A 22,495-nucleotide genomic window follows, 5' to 3' on the forward strand; every position below is an offset into this window, starting at 1 on the left:
TATAGTATATAAAAGTCTTAAGTGAAGGGGTAATTTATTTATGCCAGCACCTTTTTCCATAAAACGTAGCACTGTGAGAAATGAGTCTTTAGCTACCATGAAAAAACTATTAACTGCTTCCTTTCAATTGGTCATAGCGGAATGTGACGGTGAAATTCTAGAGTTGAATAAAAAGTTTCAGCAAACATTTGATTATCAAGCAACAGAATTGATATTAACGGATTTTCACGTGATAGGACAAAAGCTACCATCCATCTGTGCATGGAAGCAATTGCTTAAGCAAGCATGTAAAGAGGGACAATGGATTGGTCAACTAGGATTGTCACTGAAAAATGGTGAGTTTGTGGAGTTTCAAACGACTGTCATCCCGTTCGATATACCGGGACAAAGCAATAGACAAATTTTATTGATTGTACATGATGTGTCTAAAGTTAGTGAAGTAGAGAAGTGGCGAAATTTAGCTTGTCTTCACGATTTGTCTCTTTTGCCTAATAGAAGATCATTTCAGTTAGAGAGCGAGTCCATCTTGCAGAGAGCTGAACAACTTCATATGAAAGTCGCCGTACTGTATATAGATATTGATAGTTTTAAGTGTATTAACGATACGTTTGGACATAGGGCAGGTAACGAGGTGCTACAAGAGCTGGGGCGCCGTTTTAAAACAAGCTGTTCTACAAATCGTTATATATTTCATTTCAGTGGGGATGAGTTTGTGATCTTAACGCTTTTTGAGGATACGTATGAAGAGGAAGTAAAAACCATATTGTCGCTATGCAGAGCACCTTTTTCAATAAAAGATCAAATGCTAGTCATCGATGTAAGTGTAGGGGTTAGTGTGTATCCAGAGCAAGGTAACGATATAAATCAGTTGTTGCATTACGCAGATACGGAAATGTATGCAGCCAAACAATCAATGAGAGCGAATTTGGATTGTTATGAATCTGAACGGAACCTATTGCAAATAGAAATAGAAGAAGCAAGTAAGTTTTAAAATGATAAAGTCGAAAAGAGTAGAAAATCATTTTGATTTTCTACTCTTTTCGACTTTACTCAACGCATAATACTTGGCTGTATAATTCAATAGTAGATTGGCTGGGTGAAATACCAAGTTCTATATCCAATTGGTCTTTAAACTGTTGATATGCTCTAATAGCTTCTGTGCGCCGATCTATTTTTATATAATGCCTTAATAGTTTTTGTAGAATTTGTTCGGAGTATGGATCGAGCTGTAGTAGTTGCTCCAAGCAAACCTGTGTATTTGTGTAATCGTGCAATTGTTCATAGTACAAAATCATTCGCTCCAAAAGTTCAATTACTTGTAAACGAATCTTCGTTGCGTACGTATGAGACCATTTGTATCCTTCTGATTCTAAATAGTCTCCTTGATAGAGCTCAATTATTTGTTGGAATTGCTCTATTGTGTCGTCTTGTACAGTAGGATATTCTTCATACAATTGCTTGATAGAAATCAAATCGAATCGAAAGTCAGTAAGTTCCAAACAATAACTGGAGTTTGCGAATGTAATAGCGTCATCATACCCCAGCGTTTCAAGAGTCTTCCGTAAGCGAGAAAGACTAGTGTGTAATTGTATTTTTGCTTTCGCGTACTCAGTATCAGGCCAAAGCGTTTCAATGAGTAGGTCTCGATTGATATATGTTTGATGATGTGTGAGAAGGAGTGCAAATAATTCTTTTACTTTTGCTGTTGTCCACTTTACAGGTTCTTGTCCAAACATGACGTTGAAATCACTGAAGCATTGAATACGTAACACATAATCTTTTTTCTTTTGCATTTGTGGAACTGATATCAGTTGTTGCTGAACCCGTTCTATTGTTTTCTCTAATCGATCATCTGTTAATGGTTTCACAAGATAATCAATAGAATTCAACTCGAAAGCTTGCACAGCATACTCGCGATAGGCGGTAATAAAAACAATATGCACATTAGAAGTGGCGTTCAAAATTAGTTCAGCTAAATCCAAACCGTTTATTCCTGGCATTTCGATATCTAGGAAAGCAACATTATATGATACATGTTGTAAGTCTTCTACTACGTGCATGGGATTGGAATATATTTTTACAACTGTAATATTTTCAAATGCCGATAGTTTACGCTCAAGTAATTGCGCTGCCAGTGGCTCATCATCTACTAAAATCGCTCGAATCAAAAGGAATTCCTCCTTACACATTTGGCTAGTACCCACTATTATAGTAGATTCTCTAAGTTTTTGCTAAAAAATAGTCAGAACCCTATACTTTTCTAAACTCAGTACATCAAGTAGTTTTATGCTATATTAATAGTCAAAGGAAGGTGAGAGAAATGGAGCTTGGACAAATAGTCACGCTAATCGTAACGATTGTCACCATCCTAAACGTTCTTCTATTAGCCAGTGTGCTGTTTATTGAGCGAAGGGATGTCGGTAAAACATGGGCCTGGATTATGGTACTAGTGTTTCTGCCGATTGTTGGATTTTTTATCTATCTATTTCTTGGACGTAATCTCAAACAGAAAAACTTTTATAAATTATCAACTGCAGAAAGAAAAATAGCCAAATCCTATGTAGAACGACAATTATCGCCGGAAAATAAAGACCGTTTAGAGAATACTCCTTTATTAAAAAAACATGATGAACTCATTCGGATGAATTTGAAATCTTCTCACGCGTTATTGTCTAATGACAATGAAATTGAAATCTTTAGCGACGGACATAAAAAATTTGATGCGTTATTACAAGATATTCATGCAGCTACGAAAGAAATCAATATCCAGTATTATATTATTCAATCGGATGCACTTGGTACGAGACTGCGTGATGCACTAATTGAGAAAGCAAAAGAAGGAGTAAAAGTTCGTGTATTGTACGATGAAGTCGGTTCTAAAAAGACCTCTCCGAAGTTTTATAATGAGTTGCGTGCAGCAGGCGGAGAAGTAGAAGTCTTCTTTCCTTCATTTTTCCGATTGATAAATTTCCGGGTGAATAATAGAAATCATCGGAAGTTATGCATCATCGACGGGTCGATTGGCTATATTGGAGGATTCAACGTTGGAGATGAGTATCTTGGTTTGGATAAAAAGTTTGGATATTGGCGAGATACGCATTTTAGAATTACAGGTGAAGCTGTTAATCATATTCAAGGAAAGTTCATTTTAGATTGGCATCAGGCAGGGACGCAAGAGTCTTGGAATTGGGAAGATTATTCATTTGAGACAGAGCCACAGCCAGGTAAAAGTCCCATTCAGATTGTATCGAGCGGACCCAATTCTCAAACAGAACACTTGAAGAATATGTATATAAAGATGATATTATCAGCTCAAAAAAGTGTCTGTATTCAAACGCCTTATTTTATTCCAGATACTAGTTTTATGGATGCATGTAAAATAGCGTTATTGTCTGGTATCGATGTGCGCATTATGATTCCATGCAAGCCAGATCATCCGTTTGTCTATTGGGCTACTTGGTCGTATGTCGGAAATTTACTGGACTATGGCGCGAAAATATTGCTGTATGAGAATGGATTCTTGCATGCGAAAACGATCGTTGTAGATGAAGAAATTGCGTCAGTCGGAACGATGAACATTGACTCACGTAGCTTCCGTTTGAATTTTGAAGTCAATGCGATTGTTTATGACGAGAAGATTGCAAAAGAGCTCTATACTTTGTTTGAGCAAGACGTAAAGCACAGTTCGGAGTTGACACCGGAGCGCTATTCAGAACGTTCATTGTGGATCAAGTTCAAAGAAGGCATTTCACGTCTGCTGTCACCTGTTTTATAAAGAGAAAAAAGCCATCCAGAAAGTCAGTAACATCTGATTTCCTGCGATGGCTTATTTTAGACGAAGACCAGCTCCAGCTTGCCTTCTTTATACTCAAGTGCCGCATCGAACTTCTTACCGTCGGCTGAAGTGAAGCCTTTGATCGTGTTCGTTTTCCCTTTCGTGCATAATAGTCTTACTTGTGGCACGGTAAGTGACTTTTTCAAGAACGTTCCCGGAAATGTCTGTTTACAGCCGGATTTATAGCTACTGCATCCGTAGAAGTTTTTATGAGCAATAATATTGCCAGTTTTACAACGCGGGCAGGGGGCGACTTCGGTTCGAGAATAAGATTTTTTACGTGACGATTGCGAAGGTGGCAGCACGATATCGATCGTTTGTTGCTCCAGTTGTACGGGTACATCTTCTAGTAATTTCTCAATGAATTTTGCCACACTGCCTAAAAAATGTTGACCTGTTCCTTCGCCATTCCCAATTTTCTTTAAATACGTTTCCCACTTCGCTGTCATCGATGGACTGGCAAGCAAACTGCCTTCAATGGCTAGGCATAACACACGTCCTTTGTCTGTGATGGAAACGATGTTTTTCGTTACGGAAATATAGCCGTGTTTTTTAATTGTTTCAATGATGCTACTTCGCGTGGCTTCCGTTCCGAGTCCTTCCACTTCCTTTAGTATATCGGTTTCACTTTGATCTTCCACGAGCTTTCCGCAAGTTTTCATCATCGCAATGAGTTGCCCTTCTGTGTAAGGTTTTGGCGGTTGCGTCGCTCCTTCTTTAATACCAATTTCACTTTGTACCGTCTCGTTGTGCTCAAGTGGCGGCAAGGCGGATTCTTCTGTGTCCTTGGCTATCTTCGGTGCAGCGAAAAGTTCCTTCCATCCTTTATCACGCTCTGTTTTACCCGTCGTGAAGAAGGGCAGTCCATTCACATCAGTTGTTACTTTTGTTTCGGTATATAAATAATCCCGGTGGAACATAGCAAGTGCGGTGCGTACGACTTCTTCATATAAATTCCGTTCGAGCGAATCTAATTTTGCTATCGCAGCCGCAGTAGGAATCTTTTTCGTCGGAATGATTGCATAATGTTCTTGCACTTTTGAACTGTCTACATAACGCTTTTTTGGTGTGCGTGAAGCGACTTCAAAAGGTTGCTCGATCAGTTTTTGATAGCTTTCGATGTTAGCTACCAAATAGTTGAACTCGCTCGGTGTAATATGCCGCGTGTCGGTACGTGGATAGGATACGAGCTTCTTCTCATAAAGTGTCTGCATAGTCTTTAGCACGGTCGCTGGGCTTGCTTTCCAGCGTCTGTTGGCAGTTGCTTGCAAAGTGGAAAGAGAATGCAACTGTGGCGGTGGTGTACGTTTGTCGGTATGTGTAATAGACGTGATTGTACCAGGTGTTCGCTTTGTAATATTGCGGCTGTTTAGTGCTTCCGCAATCAATTCTCGCTTTGGTTCTTTTAACTTAGCTTTCCCTTTATACGTTCCATTCGCCGCAGTAAAAATAGCTTCGGCCTCAAAAAACGGTTCAGAAACAAACGTCTCAATTTCGCGTTGGCGCTGATAAATTAAATACACTGTTGGCGATTGCACACGCCCAATAGGAAACACTTCCTGAATTCCCTTTGCCTGCAATAACAGGGTATACATCCGCGAACCATTCATTCCAACGAGCCAGTCACTAATTTGACGGGCTTTCGCTTCCTCATATAACTGTAAATCTTTCTTATTATCCCGTAAATTCTCAAAGCCTTTACGTACTTCATCGGCTTCGAGTGAATTAATCCAAAGTCGCTGAATTAACTGATTACGCGCACCGGTCATGTAGTAGATAGAATAGAAAATATTCGAACCTTCGCGATCCACGTCACACGCATTAATGACTCGATCGGTCCCTTTTATAAGTCTCTTGACGATTTGAAACTGTTTAAACTTCCCTTGCGATACTTGAAATTCATAGCGCTCCGGTAAAATAGGTAAACTGCCAAGCGACCAACGTTTCCAAGAAGAATTGTACGCATGGGGTTCTTTCAGTTCGACTAAGTGCCCGACACCCCACGTAATATACGCACCTTCAGGAAAGATCTCGCATGGCTGGATTTCGGTATAGCCATCATGCTTTCGTGTAGTGAATGCATCGGCATAGGCTTTGGCTTGGCTCGGTTTCTCGGCTAGGATCACCGGTTTCATGAAAACACCTCGATTTGTATATAGTACGTTCGTTCTGTTAATTGTATTATCTCATATTTTGAGAGGGGATGCTGTAAAAAGTATTGTAATGAAAACTTAAAATTACTCGTGCTAATTTGTCTTTCATAAAGTCATAACTTTAAGTATAATAAATGAAAATCATATTTTATTTAATAAAAGTAATAAATATTTATAAAAATACATGGGGGTGTAGGAAAGGTGGAAAATTATAATTTACCTGAGCAATTAAACGAAAGCATTGTGGATGGAATAATAGAAGGGTATCGTGATTACTTAGAAGTCCGGCGTCAGAAAGCCAGAGAATTGGAAGTGCATGGTGCTTATGCTTGGGTGAAAGGAAATCACATAGATCATTATGTTGCGCAGGCTTGCAAAGAACATGGGGTGAAAAGTTCAGTAGCTAAAGCAGGCATGACTTGGCAATATTTACAATTCTTTAATAAGGATGAAAAGATCTTGTTTGTTGTGAAAAACTCAAGATATTTCAATTTGGATGATGTTGATAAAGGCAAAGATGCAAAAGGTATCGCCCGGACAAAAAGATCGACATACATGACGAATTTGATGGATATTAACTCTAGACTGAATTTTAATGAGGTTCCTGCAAACTATACTCGACAATCCATTCAATTAGAGTTATTGGAAGATTTTCAACCTATTATACTAAAAGATGAAGATACAAAAGGAATGCATACGGAGTTTGATAAATTTTATATTGCTACATATACTATTGACGAAGATTATCGAATAGGTGAAATTAGAATATGGCTGCCTAACCCTGCAAATAATAAAGCATACTTAATTAGTGATTTAACATCTTATATAGGTACTAAACCTAGTCACCAATTTGAAATTGAAGATGATTTAAAGGATGTCCTCACACAAACAATTGCAGCTGAAGGAATAGTAGATGCTGCAGCATTTGGAATTGTAATTGATGGTGCAGAGGAACAGCAAAGCTGAAATAAATAGAAAAGAGGTGCCACCTTGTTTATCGGGAAGAGTTTAACCAATATCCGTGTAATGAATGAATTGAGCAGGGGGCAGTTGGCTAAGAAAGTTGGAGTGACTGAACAAGCAATTTGGCAGTACGAGAATGGCTATACATCTCCAAAGTTAGATGTCGTAAATCAATTAAAGACGATTTTTCATGTGAAAGCTTCTTATTTTTATAGGGAAGACTTATTGAGCAGAAGTAACATGGAGAATATAAAAGTGCAGCATATTGCCTATCGCTCTGAGACCGTCAATTCATTGAGTAAAACACAAAGTGAATTGCTGCATATTCGTTTTTTAGATGAATTTTTAAAAAGAATTGAGTCTAAAATTAGCTATCCAGCAAGCTTGTTGCTAAAGATGCGTGATGAAGCGTATGCGTATGTGCAACAAAATCCTGACGTGAATCGTGAAAACCAAATCCACTTTATCGCAAACTTGGCGCGCCAAACGATGGGTCTACCTGAGAATTCAAATCAAAACTTTCTTTTCTTATTAGAAAAAGCAGGAGTCTTCATTTTTGAAAAGAAAATTGGAGAAACGATTGATGCTTACAGTCTTTGGACGGAAGATGATCGACCGTATATTATGTTAGGAACCATAAAAAAGTCTGCTGCCAGAAGAAATTTTGATTTGGCGCATGAGCTAGGCCATCTGTTACTGCACTATAAAGTTGAATTCAGTATGCAAGATAAAAGTTCTTATAGGATGTTAGAAGACGAGGCGAATAGCTTTGCTTCTGCATTCCTGATGCCAGAGGAGTTTCAGAAAGATTGTACAGATATAGTGAAAGTCTCTAACCCCGATGCTTATCTTGAGCTAAAAGAGAAATGGGAAGTCTCTTTGCAAGCCATCGCGATGAAAGTACACAAATTGGGGTTAATGGAATACCAGCAGTACCGTTATTTCTTTATGTCCATTAATAAAAAAGGATATAAAAAAATAGAACCTTTGGATGATAAAATTCTAGTTAATCGTCCAACAAAAGTGAAAAGCGTATTACAATTAGTATTTGAAAAAGGACTGATTACACTATCGGACTTGTTGGATGAATTAAAAGTGGATCAAGAATTTTTGACACAGCTGACGGGGATAGAGAAAGAATTCTTTTTCAAGTATCTCCAGAAAGAGCGTAAGAGTTTTACGATGAGTGAGCTGGTTATTAAATGATATGTTTATAGCAGGTCGCTTGAGAGTTGTTGCGTTTTTATCCAATCTATTTAAGAGATAAATACTGAAACGAAAGGTACCGGTTCTGAGAGTTGTTTGGGAACTTGGTACCTTTTATTAAACAGTGCCTTTAAAAATATTGATTTTGAAATTAAGAATCTGTTACTGGATGAAGTGCTATCAAATCTGTTATTTTGATATTTCCATCTCTCTTGGCCATTACATTTTTTGTCGATGAATCTACTATGGCAACCAATTAATTTTCAGGGCAAGGAATATCTGCGTTCTTTCTAGCTTTAATATATTCCTTTTTACAAACAGTATTTTCGGAAGAACTATTTTTCAGAGGGTTTTTAACAAAAAGTTTTGCGCATAAGTTTGGCTTTCAATTAGGAAACACTATACAGGGGCTTTTGTTCGGATTCGTTCATGGTATATTATTTACATCTATTGTAGAGCCATTAGGTATAATAGTTATTATGTTCATTACTACTGTAGCTGGTTATTTATTAGGTTGGATCAATGAAAAGCAATCCAACGGCTCGATATTGTCAAGTTGGTTCATTCATGGCTTTGTTAATATGTTAGTATCAACAATTTAATTGCAGAAAATCGCCGGTCAAGCCATCAAATGCGACCAACGGATGAAACCCAATAGTCTGATAATGCACGTTGTAAGCGGTCATTTCTTGTTGACCGTATGTATCAGCATGCGATGAGCCAAGATCCACAATCATTGCCTTTGTTTGACGTGCACGGTGAACTCGGTCTAGTAAATCTTAATTCGCCATCTGGAGACGGTCGATTGCCTCTGGATCAAATCAACGAAAAAATCGGGACATGGACGGCTGGGAAGCTAGGGCCGACTTGTCGAGAATCTGTGTAAAGACGGGAACTGTGGTCAAATCATCCGCGGCATCGTCTTCGTGACAACAGGCAATCAGCTGATAGATCTTCTGCTGAAGCAACTTGTCTTTTTTATGAATACAAAATGTGCGTTCATCGGCAAGTTGGAAATGATCTGCGATAGTTTGAGAGAAACCCAATTTTTCATCGAATTCTCGGAAGATGACACCGCCCGTGTTGGAGGATAATTTAATAGAACGGTTGAAGTGTAGGATGTTTTGCGTTAAAGTAAACATCATAAGAATCCTTTCTGTGGTATTTTGTTTAGTCGCAATAACCATATCAGAAACGGATTCTTTTTTCATCTTTTAGGTGAAAAGGAAAATCCCACTCAAACGCTTTTGAGTGGGATTTTATATGGAATGGTGAATAATCAGGGATATAGATTAGCAGACGGCTATTTTTAATATGAAGGGGGTGAATGCAATTGGCGACATTCACAAAAAAGTGGCGTAGAGGATTAATGATTGTTGTTGTCCTTTTATTTGCGTTATTACTAACAGGTTTTCGATTACAGTGGATTAAAACATTTAACGAAACGGGAGAAAATCCAATTATTGAGCGTGGGGTGCTTGATTTACGTGAGTGGGATTTTTCGGATAAAAATGTAATATCATTGAATGGTGAGTGGGGATTTTTCCCTTATGAACATATAACAACCGCATCATTGGCCAGCGATGGCGTGGCAGAGCGTTATATACATACACCGGGAGATTGGTCGGAAGTGTTGAATCCAGAAAATCAAAGTCCATATGGATACGGCTCCTATCACCTACGAATTTTAGTTACTCCCGATCAAGATCAAACTTATGGGATACAGGTTCCAAGTGTCCGTAGCTCCTCCGCCTTGTATATTAATGGGTTATTTTCGGGGAGATCGGGAGAAGTTGCGGACAACAAAGAAGATGCTCATGCATTAAATGTTCCCTATTCATCGTCTTCTATTCGGGCAGATGAAGAGGGAGTTATCGAGATTATTTTACAAGCAACAAACTTCGAGGATCCACGTTCAAGTGGGCTCGTTCGTTCGATTAAATTTGGTTACGAGGAGAATACTTTAGCAGATGTAAAACTATCGACTCTGCTACAAGTGATTACCGCAATTATTTTTTTCGTTCATGCTTTATTTGCTTGTATATTATTTATAATAGGCATTCGAAATCGTCGCCTTCTTTACTTCGCATTAATGTTAATCGCAAGTTCAATCTCAAATATTATGGGCGGCGACGAAAAGATATTATTACAATATATCGAGATGAATTACACAGGTTCATTTAAACTGTCATTTTCTCTTTTAATTATTTTTGGTTTGGCGATGGTCCATTGTGTAAAGCCGCAAATTCAATCATTATTCAAACCACTTTTACCGATCTACACGGTCGCTAGTATAGGCATTATTGTAGTTGTGATGATTTTACCGCTAGAATCGCTGGATTTTGCTTCGACAGTTAGTTTGTCGTATGTGATTTTATCAGCGGCTATTACCGCATTGGCTCTACTAATTTCGAAGAAAGAATATAGCGGTGGGATTTGGTTAGCGCTGTCAAGTGTGGCTTTAGCGAGTCATATCGGTTGGTGGGCATATTCATTGAATACAGGTTTAAAAGTAGTTTATTACCCATTCGATCTAATTATTGCTGTTATTTGTTTCGCAGGTGTTTGGTTTAAGCAATACCATCAGATGCATCTTGATACGAATCAGTTTGCGGAAGAACTTCAACGGGCAGATAAAGTAAAAGATGAATTTTTGGCAAATACGTCCCATGAATTAAGAAATCCGTTACATAGTATTTTAAATATGTCCGTAGCAATTCTTGAAAGGGAACAGTCCGCATTACAAGGAAGAAGTGTTAAAGATTTAGAGGCAGTTATATCGGTCAGCCGCCGAATGTCAGTAATGGTTAATGAATTGCTTGATATGACTCATTTAAAAGAAGGAAATCCGAAACTGGAGCCTGGGCCTTGTTCACTTCAAGCAGTTACTGTAGGTGTCATTGATATGCTGGAGTATATGGTAGAGGGAAAACCAGTTCAAATGGTTAATAAAATTCCGAATGATTTCCCATTAATTGTCGCTGATGAAAAGCGGCTCACTCAGATTGTTTTTAACTTGCTCCACAATGCTATTAAATTTACAAATCATGGTGAGATTACAATCCAAACATTTATTCAAGAGGGGAAAGCACAAATATCAATTTCTGATACGGGTATTGGGATGGAAAAAGAGGTTCTTAAGAATATTTTTGAACCCTATGTACAGGGACGCAACAGAGAAGATGGCGGATTTGGTTTAGGCTTAAATATTAGCCAAAAGCTAGTGATGCTCCATGGAAGTATATTACAAGTTCATTCTGTTTTGGATGAAGGATCAACGTTTAGTTTCCAAATTCCTTTAGCTCATTCTGAAGCAATTAGTAACATGCATTCACAAATACAATCTTCGATGGAATTTAGTGATGAAAGTGACATGAAGAAAACGCATCTCGAAGAATCAATCGTTGAAGAACATGTAGCAGTTGATTTAGAGCGGCCACGCATACTTGTTGTCGACGATGATCCAATTAATTTGCAAGTCATTGATACGATACTTGCGGCTGAAAAATATAATGTGAAAACAGTTTTAAATGGTATCGAAGCGCTTATCTTACTAGACAAAAAAGAATGGGATTTGGTTATTTCAGATGTAATGATGCCACACATGTCGGGGTATGATTTAACGAAGCAAATTCGAGAGCGTTTTTCAATAATGGAACTTCCAATTTTGTTATTAACGGCAAGAAGCCAGCCCAAAGATATTGAAAATGGATTTTTAGCAGGCGCAAATGATTATGTTCAGAAGCCCATAGATGCATTGGAATTCAAGTCGAGAGTCCGAGCGTTAACGAACGTTAAACAATCAATGCAGGAAAAACTACAAATCGAAGCGGCTTGGCTTCAAGCACAAATTCGACCGCACTTCTTATTTAACGCGTTGAATACAATTATGGCATTGAGTGAGATTGATTTGGAAAGAATGCAAAAGGTTTTAGGTGCGTTTAGTCAGTTACTACGCGGGAAATTTAAGTTTACTAATTTGAATGAACTTGTGCCACTTGAAGATGAATTGGAACTAATCCAGGCTTATTTACTGATCGAAAAAGAGAGATTTGTAGATCGATTGCACGTTATATGGGAGAAAGATGAAGATTTAGCAGTCGTTATTCCTTCACTAACGATTCAGCCACTTGTCGAAAACGCCATTCATCATGGCATTATGAAGCGCCCAGAAGGTGGGCGGCTAACGATACGAATTTCACAAGTTGATACGCATATTGAAATTTCCGTGGAAGATGATGGAGTAGGCATGGAGAAATCGGAGGTAGCGGGAATATTAAAGAAAACTGCTAGCCGTAATACGGGCATTGGTTTGTTGAACACAGATCTCCGTTTAATACGTCAATTTGGTCACGGGTTAAAAATTGAAAGTGTCAAAGACGTGGGGACGAAGGTATCGTTTATTGTTCCTCGTAACATGAAATGATGGCGAATAGTTAAGATGAGGAAACAAGCCGATACTGGGGTCGATTTTTGAAAGTTCAAGAGTTGATTAGATATGGTTGTGAAGCTTAAGGAATTATGATTTTGCAGGGATGCGTGGGCAGGGATCATAATTCATTTGCGTTAACAGACAGTTGGTTAAGAAGGCTATCCGATGGGAAAAATACACTGCAAGGCCTTGCCAATAAACCGGCTGCGCTTTGCTCATTCTTTCGGTCTCCGTATATACGCTTAGATAAGTGGTACCTAGTCCGCATACAATTCTAAATCATTTCTGAGTTGTGTGAGGGCCTGGTACCTTAATAATTAACACCATTTTCCTTAAGTTTTTATAGGTTTGAATCAGATTGATAGTATCTAAGTTTTGTTTATAAAACTGATCAACAGTTCCGCAAAAATCATTAAACACTTGTGCAAATACATTCTTAACCGTACAGCTATCAAGAATAAATCTGTGATTATATAAGATGAGAATAAAAAGCTGCATTCATCTTAAAAAGTTGCTGTCCGTTACAGGCGGACGCTTTCCGCGGGCACGGCCTCAGCCGCTTCCCTCGCTGCGCTCAGTCCAGGGTCTTCGGCTCGTGCTGTTCCCGCAGGAGTCGCCGCCTGTAACGGACAGCGACTAAGTGTGGTACAAGCAAAATTACTTTCCATGCAGAAAATTTAACTCATCATATATCACTAGTGTCGCATTAAAATAACGAGTTGGAGCATCGAACTCTGAATACTCTTTACTTACTCTTTTCCATAAAAAAATCCATTATAATGGGTTGGAGGCAGTAATCCATCCAAATCCATACATAAAGGACAATCTCATGGATAAGATTACACGAAAAACAGTATTTATGGAATGGGCTACACCGATTTCCAATGAACTATTTGCGGAACAGGTTCAGATTCATTGTCTTGATCACAATACTAAGAAGCTGCATATGACTTCGTTTATGGACTTACTTTTGTACGCACAGCTTCATGAGACGGAAAGTTTACGCGCCGTCAGTGACAGTGTCTTTTCCGAAGAACTACAGGAAGCCAGGAACTTGGATTCCATCAGCTTCTCACAACTTAGCAGGCGTTTACGACAGGTGCCGACGGAATTCTTTCAGGCCATTTTTCATGATTTGGTCTCACAGATCCACTGCGCTACTGATTTCCAGACACGTCGCAACCGGACAACTCCACTGAAAATTATCGATTCCAGCACGCTGCCTTTGAACTTGAATCATCACCGATGGGCAGAATTTCGAAAAACGAAGTCCGGTATCAAGCTCCATCTACGCCTTGTGTTTATGAAAAATGGTTGTTCCTACCCTGATCAGGCGGTCTTGACGAACGCCAAAGAACACGACCGCGGTCAACTGGAGATTCTGGTCGATGATAAGGAATGTCTGTATGTGTTCGACCGCGGCTATTTGGATTACGAACGGTTTGACCTCATGACAGATGAGGGGTATTTCTTCGTCTCTCGTCTGCGGAAAAATGCAGTTGTCCGTTCGCTCGAATACTTCGAGTTGCCAGAAGATACCCTGGTATTATCGGATGAAATGGTTGTGATGGGCACAACGCAAAATCGGTTTGACTTATCTGCCGACGAAATCACAGATCTGTATAAATCGCGCTGGGCTATTGAACTGTTCTTCAAATGGATGAAACAGCATTTGAACATCAAGAAGTTCTACGCGCAAAACCAGCAGGGCGTACACAACCAAGTGTATCTTGCGATGATCGTCTACTGCTTGAATGTGCTAGCGCAGTTACAAACAAAAAGTGAGCGAATTTACTTGCAGTTCAGCGGCTATTTAAAGGTGTCTTTGTGGAAGTCCGCGCATATCTGGCTGCGAAAAATCGAAGGCAAAAGCGTGCCGTAACGAGGCAATTCGTTTCTGTCACAGTAGTCAAAAGGTATAGTGAAAAAATGGATGTTGACTGTCTCTGTTCAGCTGTCTTCGTTTTTTTCCTTAAGGACAGAAAAGTGTAGACAGAATATTAAGAACTTATTTGTGCGATGCTAGTGAATTTGCATGAATACAAGAGAGTTTCGAAAGGCCGAACTGTACGGAAAATAAAGCTAAGTAGTTGAACTAGGGATTTTAAATCTCTAGTTTTTTTCGTAATTGCTAGTGAGATCACGTTAAAAATAGACGTACAACATATCAAGGAAAGACAATTACACCTATGATAGAATTAAAATACGCACTAGAAATTATAACTGAAAAATCAAAATCTATTCATTTAAAATACAGTTAAAAAAGGTGAACTCAATGGAGAATCATATCCGTACATTTTTACTAAATTTAAAAAAGAAAACGGTCACATTACACGAACTAGAACAATTTTGTTCCTCTCTTAACTATGCGACATTTTCGGAACTTATTTTATCTCTTGAATCAGACAATGTCCTTACACCAATCAAATCACACGGAACGAATAATAAACAGCCTGCTTTGGGACTCGGATATCGTATCCATCTTCAATCGCTTCAACAGCAATTTCACAAAGAACTTGTGGCGGCAAGGATCCAACTCCATCCATTCATACGAATCGAAACATATTTTAACTTACCATTTGAACGCTGGCATGGAGATTATCCTTATCTGAAAGCTATTCATGCCTACCTAAACCGACAATCATTACCTACTACATATGCGGCAGCACCAGAACGTTCTTTTGAATTGGTATCAAACGAAAAGTGGATAACGGAGTTGGGAGGCAAGGAAGTTTTGGAGCGTATTGAACTTTGGGGTAAATTGTTAATCATTCCGGTTGCAGATCCACTCATGTTCGCAATCAATCCAAATAAAGTACAGGCGACTACGCAAATGCACTTAATTATTGAAAATAAAACCACCTATCAAGCACTCTTACCCGTCTTACAAGACACAGACTTCTCGACACTTATTTATGGTGTAGGGAATAAAATTGTAAAAAGTATAGAGAACTTTCACCACCAATATCCTGTACTAAACAGCGAACATAGCTTTTATTATTTTGGCGATATTGACTATGCGGGACTCACGATTTGGTATAATTTATCAAAGAAAGTTAAAATTCAGCCCGCATTACCATTCTATGAAGAAGCACTTTCTAAACCTTCGCCAAGTGGAAAGCAAAATCAAACACGAAACAATGAAGCTGTCGGTGCATTTTCTTCCTATTTTCCGAAAGAGTTACAACAGCAAATAGAGCAATCGTTAGCTGATGGTATGTATTATCCGCAAGAAATTTTACAAACGAATGAATTACAAACGATTTGGAGGGAAGCGAATTGGATGCCTACGAACTAACATCAGGATATAAAGAACGTTTCACACGAATCGCCCTTTTCGAGCCCTTTCAAGATTTAAAACGTAAAACTATGCGGGATGACAAGGATAAAAAAGTTGATATCGCGGGAATGGGACTTCTTTGCTTGCTCTATTTTTTTGAACAGAAATTAATCCGAAATACAAAAGTGGGAGTGAGGGAGCTAACTGCGTTTTTGGAAATGAAAACTGGTGCTGTGTACGCACTTTCTCCTGCCAGATGGGAAAGTTTAAGTCGGGATGTGCTTCAAGTTTTTCGTCCTCCGACGGGCAAGCGCTATAGCGTTACCTATATGGATTGGGAAAGTGGGCAAGAGGAAATCATTAGTTTTTCATTTTTCAAGGCAAATACATTTGATGTGAAAACGAATACTCAGTATTACACACTGGACGATGACGGACTTGAACTGGTCTTCGCAACAAAAGAGTTTTATAGTGAGTTTCAACTTTCAATCAATCAATTATTATTGCGAAAACAACTTGAAAAAGGTGAATTCAAAGGGGCCTTACGCCAAATAAATGAAATGAGAATCGACGTTGAATCGCTTGAAGAACGCATCCTACATTTAACGCATGAGTTGAAGAGAAATATTACATCCGAAGAAACATTTCAGCGATATTCTCGATTAATCGAAGATATTTTACTGCGTCTATCTATGGAACATGAAGAATTCGAAGCATTGCAAGAATTTGTCAATGAAACAAAAGAGAGGCTGTATTATAAGGATCATACGAAAAAAGAACAAGAAGCTTATGCGCTGATCCTGCAAATCTCAACACATTTAGAAGAAGTCCATCACCAACATGCAGACTTATTGCATGCTTGTACAGAGTTGAAAACGAGCGCACTCCAAGCGGCTCAAGAAGCGCTCTACTTTGTGGGGATTGATTCCTTCAACTTTGACCAGGACATTACTTCAAGTGTGATTAGCACACCCCTCGCTTTGGAATCGATCAAAGGATTGGTAGCTCCGTTTTTATCTTTAGAACAAGCGAAGTTATGGTCTCCACTTACATTGTTTGCAGATCAGCAGATACGTGATATTCGTGAAGATGTTAAAGGCTCAGACTTTTTAGAAGTAGAATCCAAAGAAGAAGAGGAATATGTCATGCTCATTCGCAACCAATATACCATACTATTTTCTCTGCTCCTTGAATGTATGGAAGAAGAAAAATCCATTACTTTGGATGAATTCATCTTATATATTCAACGCTCCTCATACATAGAAATGCTCGATTCTCGTATGTTTTATGATTTCTTTTTACTTCTTCATCATCGTTCTCCATTACTGCCGAATGATGAAGAGCAAAGCGAAGAAACACATGTGCTCGATGGCGTTCGGAGGTTATTGGAAGATCGAACGTTGGAGGTCGTTGAATGTAAAAATGTTCTTGCACCACATAAAAGATATTCAATTCAGAACATGGAAATAAAGATAGAGGAGGTAGATGATGATGTTATATGAAGCAGCAACCGTGCGTCAAACTTTTGAGATGTTTCAAATTCTATCGACTACTGGTAAAGCGGGGAAAACCCATTATCATCTGTATCTTGCTGACGATAAGATCCGTGGACTAATCAATGAATTTGTTAAGAGTGTCGGTTGTGATCTTATTACGGTCGGTCAGGAATTATTGCTCATTCCGACAGTCGGCGATTCTCCATTCCATGTAAGCAATGAGTACTTACGAAAAACCTATTTAAAGTCAGGCGCCACCAATGCGGATTTATATCTCCTTTACTTCACAACACTTGTACTTTTTGGCGAGTTCTACAATAGTTATCTATCGCAAGAACCGACCCGTGATTTCATTCAAATAAGTGATTGGGTTATTGCAGTTCAACAGCGAATAGAAACGTTGAAAGAGCATGACGTAGAAGATTTGAAATCATGTTCTCTAGAATTCTCTTATAACTGGCAGACGATTATCGACAAATGGGACAGCATGGACGATTTAAAAGAGCAGGCTAAAAAGCAAACAGGCAATACTATTAGCCGGTTAAGTTTTCTAGATACGGTTCGACGTTTCTTGGTCGACCAAGGACTAGTTCAAGATATCGGAAATAACGAAATAAAGTTAACTGAAAAAGCAAAGACCGTCATTCAACGTTATTTTATGGATTTAGATTATAACCGTGGCATATTGGAATTTCTTTATCGCAAGGAAGCTGAAAAAAAGGAGGATTCAAGCGATGCCGACAATCTCGAAGATTAGGTTTACAAACGTAGTCTATGAAAATGGAGACAAGCGCTATAACGACGAAGTTTTTCTTTTTGACGGACATAACGGGGCTGTAGTATTAGAAAATGGTGGCGGTAAGACGGTTTTTATTCAAACAGCATTGCAAGCAATCATTCCGCATGTTCAAGTAGCGAATCGGAAAATGAAAGACACGTTACGGTTAGATGAAGGACCCGCGCATATCGCCATTGAATGGATATTAAGCGAAAAACCGCGGCGTTATGGATTGACATGCGTGACACTTTTTATGACGAAGGAAAGTTTAGATTCGTTGAAATATGTATATGAATACAGTTCGGAAGACGCGCATTCCATTGAAAACCTACCCTTTATTCGTGGGAAGCGTCCGGCGGAAAAAGGTGAAATGCAGGATTATTACAATCAGATGGACAAGCAGCAAATGAATGCCCATACGTTTGATACGAAAGAACGCTATATCGCACACTTAGAAGAAAACTTCCATATCGTTTCTTCTGAATGGGAAAGCATCGTCAAGATCAACAGCGGAGAAGGTGACGTAGAACGCTTCTTTGATGATTGTCGAACGACTGGACAATTGGTCGATCGATTGCTAATTCCTACTATTGAAGAAGGCATGGCTGGGTTTGAGTCCGATAAATTCGCTATTAGTTTTGAATCACGCTTGAACTCATTTCAGGAATATAAACATTTCCAAGACAAGTTAGGTGAATATCGTAAAATACAGACACGGTTGGACGAGTTAACTACTCACTTTGAACGTCTAGAGCAGAAAAGAACGGTCTACGTGCAAAGCAAAATGACCGCAAAAGCATATGCTCAATATGCCGATAAAGAGCATGCTAGTTTCCAAGATGAATTGCAAGAAGCTGATGTAGCGCTTGATGGATTAGAAGTAGATAAAAAGGTGCTGACTCATCGTGAAAAATCTCTTGCGATTGCTGTCGAACAAGACAAACTGAAGGAATTGGAAGAACAGTTACGTACTTTGCAAAGTGAGTCAAGGAAAGCTGAAGCAAAATGGAGGGCGGTCAAAACACAACTTGACCACTTACGACTTGCAGATCAGTTGCAACAACAGGAAGCTTTATCATCACGAATCGAACGTTTACAACAAGAATTGCTAGTTTGGGATGAAAAGGTTGAATCTGAAGACGCGCTTGAACAATTCCAAGCGGTGGGACAACAACTTGCTGGAGCATTTGAAAAGAAGAAAGCAACGTTTGAAAAGAAGTTGAAAAGTAGTAATGGAGAATTACGGCAAATTAAAAATAATATACAGCAAGAAACGGAAACCGTTAAGAGTTTACAAAAAAAAATTGATACAAGTCGCTTAAACGAACATGCGGAAAGTATAATGATTTCGAATTTACAAAGAGAAATGGAGGAGGTTGAAAAAGAAATTCTTCTCGATCAATCCCATATTTCGATAGAAGAACAACAAAAGCTGTGGAACAATGAGCATGTGCAACTGGATGAAAAAATCATTGGGCTGAAAAATCGTAATAAACAGTTGAAAATACTTTCGGAAAAAGCGGTGGAGGAACAGGATGATCAACAACAGCAATTGAAAGATGTACGCAGATATTTCACGGAAAAGAAGATGCATGTCAAGGAGATTCTGGGTGAGGAGCAACTAGTAATAGCCAAGTTGCAAGAGTCATCAATAGTGTGGACAAATCTTGATTCTATTTATGATCGTCAAGAATCGATCGAACAGTCTGTACAGGAAGATATCATTAGATATACTAGTCAATTTGAAATGTTGTTGGCAGATGAACGTGCTGCAACACGTCTTTACGATGACTATAAAGACCAACAATACTTTTTTGCAGATGCAGTTCTAGCTGACCAATTGAACCGTTGGCAAAACCAGTTTTCCTTTTTACAGACGGGTATCGAATTTATGATGAACTTGAAAATGGAAGAGACCTTAACAGAAGACTATCCGTTTTGGGCAATGGCTTTGATCACAATAGAAAAAGAAAAGCCTTCTCTACTAAAGAAATTGCAGGATAGCCAAAAAGAATTACAATTCCCTGTACATATTTTGACATTAGATGAAGCAACAGCTATTGTGCAGGGAGGAAAAAGTCATGAGGTCGACTGGATTACACCGGCACATTGGACGTCCGCGTTGACTAGTGAAGCATTCGAGGAATGGAAAAAGGACATTCGAAACAAAGCAGAAGCTGCCACGGAAATTCGGAAAAGTCTTCATTTGGAACTGGAACAACGGAAGAGATTATATGAGGCATTCCAACACTTCATTCAACGTTATCCACTCAGTTATAAACAGAAATTACAACTCGAAGTGAATGAATTGCAACGGAAAGAATTTGAGTTGGACAAACAGATGACTAAAAATCGGGAACAAATTTCTAGTTACCAGCAAGAAATGGAAAATAACAGAAACCAAATCGATAACTTAACGAATGAGCTACAGGGATTCACGATATATATAGAAAAAGCTAAAAATTATTTGAAGAAAAAACGAAAAAAATTAGAACATGAAAAAACAAAAAAGTATTACGAAGAGGAAATCCTTACGTTCACAAAGGATAAGAAAAAAGCTGATCGTTATCTTGATGAACGTCAGGAGGATTTGAATGATACGGAAAGCATCATTCGGGAAACAGAAGCACAACTTGCGAAAGAAGTCATTGATCATCCGCTCTTTGCTAAAGTAAAGCATGAACGTACTATGTTCTCTAACCGACCAATAAAAATTATAATGGAAGAGTATGAAGAGTGGGAACGAAAAGTGTCAGGCTTAGTAGCTGAACAGAATGTAGTCAAACGTGAATTACAAGGCGCAATGGAACAATTGGAAGGTGTAGTACTACAAATTGAAAGTATTACGTTAGACAATCCAATGATTTTGAAAGACGTGGGGGATTTCCCTTCCAACGGGAAAGAACGAATTAGAGCGTGTACTGCAAAATTACCTGCGCTCGAAGCAGCTAAAGAAGATGCAGAGAAAATGGAACGTACAAAGCAAAGGGAAGTCGATCGGCAACAAGGGCGTGTGCAGGTAAAACAATCAGAGGTACAGGATCCGTTAGAATTCCATCAAGCATTATCGATCGAAAATCAAGAATTACAGCTGGCATGGCAAACATGGAGACAGTCTTTTAATTCATTAGAACGTGACAGACTGCATATTTCACAGCAAGTGGAACATTGGCAGAAGATGAAAGAGATATTGCAGAATGATGCAGTCATTCATCAGTTTTTACTAGAAGAAATTAATGCAATCGAATTGTCTAACGAGGAAATGGTGGACTTTAGCTATCATGCCAATAAAAGAATAGTAAAAGTCCGAAAAGATTTAAAAGATTCAGGTCAAATGTATGAAGAGGAAATGTTGAGGGTGGATAAAGAGAGTATGAATTATATCGCTTTTTGTCGCACAACGATTACGGATAGCCGCCTCAAACAGACGGCTGTTCAAGGAATTGAAACAAGAAGTTCTTATCAAGATGTATTGTATTATAAACAACTGTTAGAGAAACGATTGCATACAGCCGAACAATATGCGGAACAACATATTCAGTCTCATGATAAAGAACTGGAACTATTCCTTCGTCATATGAGTACGCATATTCGTAATTTGCGAAATGAATTGCTTACAATTCCTAAAAAAACAGCTGTAAAAATAGAAGATAGCTGGCGTCGAGTCTTTCACATTACGGTTCCTGAATGGCTAGATCATGAAGGGAAACAACTTTTGCGCTCACATATCCATTGGATTCTAGCACAATTGGAATTGGAAGAATATCGTTCAGATGATGGGGAATTAGATCATATAAAAGTGAGGAATCGTTTGGAAAGATGGTTGAACTCACGTCAGTTGCTGCAAGTAGTTCTTCAAAATAAACCGATTCGAATTTCTTGTCATAAAGTGACGAATGATAATAAGATTTCGCGCGCTGCATATACGTGGGAAGAATCAAATAGCTGGTCAGGTGGAGAAAAGTGGAGTAAAAATATGTCTCTCTTTTTAGGCCTTCTCAATTATGTAGCCGAGAAAAAGCAACATATTCAACCACATATGAAGCGGCACCGTTCGGTTATTTTAGATAATCCATTTGGTAAAGCATCTAGTAGTCATGTACTCACACCGGTATTTTTTATTGCAGAACAACTAGGTTTTCAAATCATCACATTGACAGCACATGCGGAAGGAAAGTTCCTCCGAGATTTCTTCCCAGTCGTCTACAGTTGCCGCCTACGCCAAGCGATTGGAAGCGACCGTCAAGTCATGACGACAAAAAAGGCTATCCAATCTGCCTATTTGCGAGACTTGGAGCCAGAGAAATTCGAACGACTAAATCAAGTAGAACAAATAAAGTTATTTGAATAAA

At 38.7% G+C, this 22,495-nt stretch carries 13 protein-coding genes and 1 pseudogene; 11 read left to right on the forward strand and 3 right to left on the reverse strand.

What is annotated here, in order from left to right; translation table 11 throughout:
* Window positions 1-97 precede the first annotated feature (97 nt).
* Complete coding sequence (locus DV702_RS14235) at window positions 98-991, forward strand: sensor domain-containing diguanylate cyclase (protein WP_162805814.1); 894 nt, start codon at window positions 98-100, stop codon at window positions 989-991.
* Window positions 992-1,046: 55 nt separating this feature from the next.
* Here the strand turns inward: DV702_RS14235 and DV702_RS14240 are convergent, their stop codons facing one another.
* Complete coding sequence (locus DV702_RS14240; protein ID WP_162805815.1) at window positions 1,047-2,168, reverse strand: response regulator; 1,122 nt, start codon at window positions 2,166-2,168, stop codon at window positions 1,047-1,049.
* 152 nt (window positions 2,169-2,320) lie between these two features.
* Between DV702_RS14240 and cls the strand changes: the two genes are divergently transcribed.
* Window positions 2,321-3,775, forward strand: coding sequence for a cardiolipin synthase (gene cls / locus DV702_RS14245; RefSeq protein ID WP_114925337.1), 1,455 nt, complete (start codon window positions 2,321-2,323; stop codon window positions 3,773-3,775).
* A 56-nt stretch (window positions 3,776-3,831) separates the two neighbouring features.
* Here the strand turns inward: cls and DV702_RS14250 are convergent, their stop codons facing one another.
* Complete coding sequence (locus DV702_RS14250; protein ID WP_114925338.1) at window positions 3,832-5,970, reverse strand: type IA DNA topoisomerase; 2,139 nt, start codon at window positions 5,968-5,970, stop codon at window positions 3,832-3,834.
* A gap of 219 nt (window positions 5,971-6,189) precedes the next feature.
* Between DV702_RS14250 and DV702_RS14255 the strand changes: the two genes are divergently transcribed.
* From DV702_RS14255 to DV702_RS14265, 3 genes are all read left to right on the forward strand, one after another.
* Entirely contained in the window at window positions 6,190-6,954 is a 765-nt protein-coding gene (locus DV702_RS14255) for a spr1630 family ClpXP-sensitive toxin (RefSeq protein ID WP_114925339.1), read from the forward strand.
* Window positions 6,955-6,978: 24 nt separating this feature from the next.
* Window positions 6,979-8,157, forward strand: a complete 1,179-nt coding sequence (locus DV702_RS14260; RefSeq protein ID WP_114925340.1) for a spr1629 family repressor/antitoxin — start codon at window positions 6,979-6,981, stop codon at window positions 8,155-8,157.
* A gap of 299 nt (window positions 8,158-8,456) precedes the next feature.
* Window positions 8,457-8,759 (forward strand): CPBP family intramembrane glutamic endopeptidase, encoded by a 303-nt coding sequence (locus tag DV702_RS14265; protein WP_240315739.1) that lies wholly within the window; start codon window positions 8,457-8,459, stop codon window positions 8,757-8,759.
* On the opposite strand, the pseudogene DV702_RS17130 reads toward DV702_RS14265, so the two are convergent.
* Window positions 8,760-9,299: pseudogene (locus DV702_RS17130) on the reverse strand (transposase); the annotation flags it as partial. It abuts the gene before it with no gap.
* Window positions 9,300-9,490: 191 nt separating this feature from the next.
* On the opposite strand from DV702_RS17130, the gene DV702_RS14280 reads away from it, so the two are divergent.
* The 6 genes from DV702_RS14280 (at window position 9,491) to DV702_RS14305 (ending at window position 22,494) form a co-directional block, all read left to right on the forward strand.
* Window positions 9,491-12,583 (forward strand): hybrid sensor histidine kinase/response regulator, encoded by a 3,093-nt coding sequence (locus tag DV702_RS14280; protein ID WP_162805818.1) that lies wholly within the window; start codon window positions 9,491-9,493, stop codon window positions 12,581-12,583.
* An 835-nt stretch (window positions 12,584-13,418) separates the two neighbouring features.
* Window positions 13,419-14,471 carry an IS4 family transposase gene (locus DV702_RS14285; RefSeq protein WP_114925345.1) on the forward strand — a complete coding sequence of 351 codons (1,053 nt, stop codon included), beginning with the start codon at window positions 13,419-13,421 and terminating at the stop codon, window positions 14,469-14,471.
* 393 nt (window positions 14,472-14,864) lie between these two features.
* Complete coding sequence (locus DV702_RS14290) at window positions 14,865-15,887, forward strand: Wadjet anti-phage system protein JetD domain-containing protein (RefSeq protein ID WP_114925346.1); 1,023 nt, start codon at window positions 14,865-14,867, stop codon at window positions 15,885-15,887.
* Window positions 15,869-17,371 carry a replicative DNA helicase gene (locus tag DV702_RS14295; RefSeq protein ID WP_240315632.1) on the forward strand — a complete coding sequence of 501 codons (1,503 nt, stop codon included), beginning with the start codon at window positions 15,869-15,871 and terminating at the stop codon, window positions 17,369-17,371. The genes DV702_RS14290 and DV702_RS14295 overlap by 19 nt, the downstream gene beginning before the upstream one ends.
* The gene (locus DV702_RS14300; RefSeq protein WP_240315633.1) at window positions 17,355-18,122 is read left to right on the forward strand and encodes a DUF6063 family protein; all 768 of its coding nucleotides are present in this window, start codon (window positions 17,355-17,357) and stop codon (window positions 18,120-18,122) included. The genes DV702_RS14295 and DV702_RS14300 overlap by 17 nt, the downstream gene beginning before the upstream one ends.
* On the forward strand, window positions 18,100-22,494 hold the full coding sequence (locus DV702_RS14305) for a coiled-coil domain-containing protein (protein ID WP_114925348.1): 4,395 nt from the start codon (window positions 18,100-18,102) through the stop codon (window positions 22,492-22,494). The genes DV702_RS14300 and DV702_RS14305 overlap by 23 nt, the downstream gene beginning before the upstream one ends.
* The last annotated feature ends 1 nt before the right edge of the window (window position 22,495 follow it).

This window comes from Sporosarcina sp. PTS2304, from assembly GCF_003351785.1.
Classification (GTDB): domain Bacteria; phylum Bacillota; class Bacilli; order Bacillales_A; family Planococcaceae; genus Sporosarcina.

Bases quoted from the DNA above. Each gene is read 5' to 3' on its own strand.
- DV702_RS14285 (WP_114925345.1), top strand. From the start codon at position 13,419: ATGGATAAGATTACACGAAAAACAGTATTTATGGAATGGGCTACACCG.
- DV702_RS14305 (WP_114925348.1), top strand. From the start codon at position 18,100: ATGCCGACAATCTCGAAGATTAGGTTTACAAACGTAGTCTATGAAAAT.
- cls (WP_114925337.1), top strand. From the start codon at position 2,321: ATGGAGCTTGGACAAATAGTCACGCTAATCGTAACGATTGTCACCATC.
- DV702_RS14235 (WP_162805814.1), top strand. From the start codon at position 98: ATGAAAAAACTATTAACTGCTTCCTTTCAATTGGTCATAGCGGAATGT.
- DV702_RS14290 (WP_114925346.1), top strand. From the start codon at position 14,865: ATGGAGAATCATATCCGTACATTTTTACTAAATTTAAAAAAGAAAACG.
- DV702_RS14300 (WP_240315633.1), top strand. From the start codon at position 17,355: ATGATGATGTTATATGAAGCAGCAACCGTGCGTCAAACTTTTGAGATG.
- DV702_RS14250 (WP_114925338.1), bottom strand. From the start codon at position 5,970: ATGAAACCGGTGATCCTAGCCGAGAAACCGAGCCAAGCCAAAGCCTAT.